General features: G+C 64.3%; 3 protein-coding genes. All 3 read left to right on the top strand.

The features are described from left to right. Positions 1-543 (top strand): glycine cleavage T C-terminal barrel domain-containing protein (locus EOA29_RS31100; protein ID WP_145969896.1); only part of this gene is annotated, 543 nt, incomplete at its 5' end. 81 nt (positions 544-624) lie between these two features. Then, the gene (locus tag EOA29_RS31095; RefSeq protein WP_126093309.1) at positions 625-2,136 is read left to right on the top strand and encodes a glycosyltransferase family 39 protein; all 1,512 of its coding nucleotides are present in this window, start codon (positions 625-627) and stop codon (positions 2,134-2,136) included. A gap of 14 nt (positions 2,137-2,150) precedes the next feature. Then, positions 2,151-2,983: aminopeptidase P family N-terminal domain-containing protein (locus EOA29_RS31090; RefSeq protein WP_145969895.1), on the top strand; the 833-nt coding region annotated here is incomplete at its 3' end.

The raw sequence follows: 2,983 nt of genomic DNA, 5'->3' as shown, positions 1-2,983 counted from the left end.
TTTCCGACCTGGTTCCGCGAACTGCGCCCGATCTACGGTCCCTTCGAAGGCTCGATGGACCGCTTCATCAAGCTGGAGAAGAACGACTTCATCGGCCGCGAGGCTTCCGCCAAGGAGCAGGCGCAAGGGCCGAAGCTGCGCCGCGTCTCCTTCATCGTCGATGCTGCGGATGCCGACGTGATGGGCGACGAGCCGATCTGGGCCAAGGTCGGCAAGGACTACGGCACGGTGGAAAAGCCGCATGGCTATGGCGCGCCGCGCTTCGACACGACAGGCAAGGAAGTGCGCGGCTCCAAGGCCGCCGAGGGCGCTTCGGCCGTGCGCGGCATCGTAGATGGCGAGTGGCGCGTCGTCGGCTGGGTGACGTCGGGCGGCTATGCGCATTATGTGCAGAAGTCGATGGCGCAGGGCTATGTTCCGGCGGCCCTCGCGGAAGACGAAAGCGCCGGCCTGTTCGAAATCGAGATCCTCGGGCACCGCCGCCCGGCCCGCATCAATGTCGAGCCGCCCTTCGACCCGAGCGGCGAAAAGATGCGCACATAAGGGCCATTCCCGCTTTCGGATCGCGTTGGTGGCCGGCTATAACAACCGGCCACCGGCGCATCAGATGAGAAGACGACCCCTTTGCGGCAGCTAGAGAAATGGACCGACTGGCTCTGCGATGAACGAGCCGGCCCTTTCAGCGCCGCGATCGCCTTTGCGCTCATATACTGCCTTGTCCAGATCGCGGCGATGACGCTCTTGTCCCACTTCGTGGGCACCGGCGTCGGCGTCGACGACGCCGAACAGTTGATGGCGATGCAGTTCCTCACGGCCGGCTATGGCAGCTCGCAGCCACCCTTATACACTTGGCTCGGCATTCTCACCGCGTCTTTGGTCGGAACCAACATCCTCGCGCTCAAGATCGTCAAATACGCCCTGCTGGCCGGCGGATTGGCCGCCTGCTTCGCCGCGGTGCGCCGCGTCGGCTACTCGAACCGCGCCGCCGCCGCCGCCATGTTCGGCCTGCTGCTTTTTCCGCAGATCGTGTGGGAGATGCAGCATGCCCTCACCCACTCCGCCGCGATTTTTTGCTTTTCGTCGCTGCTGCTCCTGGCGGTGGTCGAGCTGCAGAAGCGGCGGTCGACAGCCGCCTATGTGCTGCTCGGCCTGGCGGCTGCTGCGGCAATGCTGTCGAAATACAATATGGTGATCTTTCTAGCCGCGCTGTTCCTTGCGGCGCTGTCGCTTCGCGAGACGCGTGAGGCGATCTTCGACCGTCGTTTCCTGATCAGCGTGGTTGTGGCCATCCTTGCCTGCCTGCCGACATTTTATTGGAGCCTCACGCATCTGGGAGACCTGCTGGCGCACGGCGAGGGTTTTGGCATCGGCGAGGGCGGCAGCGCGGCAAAGACGTTGTCTCGCGGCATCCTTGGCTTGGGTAAGGCTATTTTGAACTTCGCCGGGCTGCCGATCTCGGTCTTTGCCGTCGCGTTCTTCCTGGCGCGCAAGAAATCCGCACCATCGCCCGAGACGGCATCGTGGCCGGAAAAGCTGGTCTGGCGAGCGATTGCCTTCGCCTTGTTGATCACGCTCGTGGTGGTGCTCGCAGGAGGGATCACCCAGTTTCGCGATCGCTGGATGCTTCCCGTGTTCGTGCTTCTGCCGGCTGCCCTGGCCATGCGCCTCGACGCCATGGGGGAAAGAGGCAGAAAGACGCAAGCCACGATCGTCTTCGTCGGCGCCGTGATCGCCATCCTGGTGATGCCGGTAAGCTGGTACATGCACGTCCATGGTGGCGACAACCGCGGCAGCATCGTACGGATGGACTATGCTTCGCTCCATCGTCAGCTGACGGCCGACGGGCCGGTCGGCACAGTGGTCTCGAGCTGGTTCTGGATCGGCAATCTCCGCCTGGTCGATCCCGATCTCGTCGTGCTCGACGACGAGATCCCCGATTTCGCCAAGTCGATCCGCGAGCCTGCTATGCTTGTCCTAGCGGACGACGAAGAGCCTGCTTCGGTCATTTTCGACAGGATCACCAAGGCCGGCTATGTGATGGACACCCTCCATCGGCGTATCGTGGTGCCGCAGCTCTCCGGAGGCTTGCCACGCCAGGTGACCATAACGAGATTGCACAAGATGACGACGCAATAGCGTCGGGGAACCGCATGGACAAACTACGCTTCGGCCGCCACCGCAAGATCATGCCGTTCGAACCGGGCTCGGTCGAAGCGCTGCGCGAAGCTTCCCGCGACAAGGCTGCCGCGCTGAACCAGCACGTGCTGGGCTACGGCGCGATAGCCGAAGCCGAATGGGCGGCGGCAGGCATCGCCGCTCCCGACTTGCCGGCCATGCGGCAATACCGGCTCGAGCGTATCCGCACCGAGCTCAAGCGCCGCGGCCATGCCGGCGCACTCCTCTACGACCCGGTCAACATCCGCTACGCGACCGATTCGACCAACATGCAGCCCTGGGTCGCGCACAACCCGACCCGCCACTGTTTCGTCGCCACCGAAGGCCCGGTGGTGCTGTTCGACTATTTCTCCTGCGAGCACCTGTCCGACCATGCCGGCGTCGTCGACGAGGTGCGGCCGGCAGTGTCGTGGATGTATCTCTATAGCGGCGAGTTGACCGATCGGAAGGTCCGCCGCTGGGCCGCCGGCATCGCCGAGCTCGTTGCCGAGCACGGTGGCGGCAACCGGCGCATCGCCATCGACCACATCAATGCGGAAGGTGTCGAGGAGCTTGCCCGCCGGGGCATCACGGTCGGCAATGGCGAGGCGGTGATGGAGAATGCGCGCCTGATAAAGTCGCCTGACGAGATCCTTGCCATGCGCCGCGCCATCGTCGCCTGCGAGGCGGCGATGGGCGAGATGCAAGCGGCGCTGAAGCCGGGCATTTCCGAGAACGAGCTGTGGGCGGAACTGCATCGCGGCAACATCGCGCGCGGCGGCGAATGGATCGAGACGCGGCTTCTGTCGTCCGGCCCGCGCACCAATCC

The organism is Mesorhizobium sp. M1E.F.Ca.ET.063.01.1.1 (assembly GCF_003998155.1).
Taxonomy (GTDB): Bacteria; Pseudomonadota; Alphaproteobacteria; order Rhizobiales; family Rhizobiaceae; genus Mesorhizobium.
This window is presented reverse-complemented; position numbering and strand designations above follow the sequence as displayed.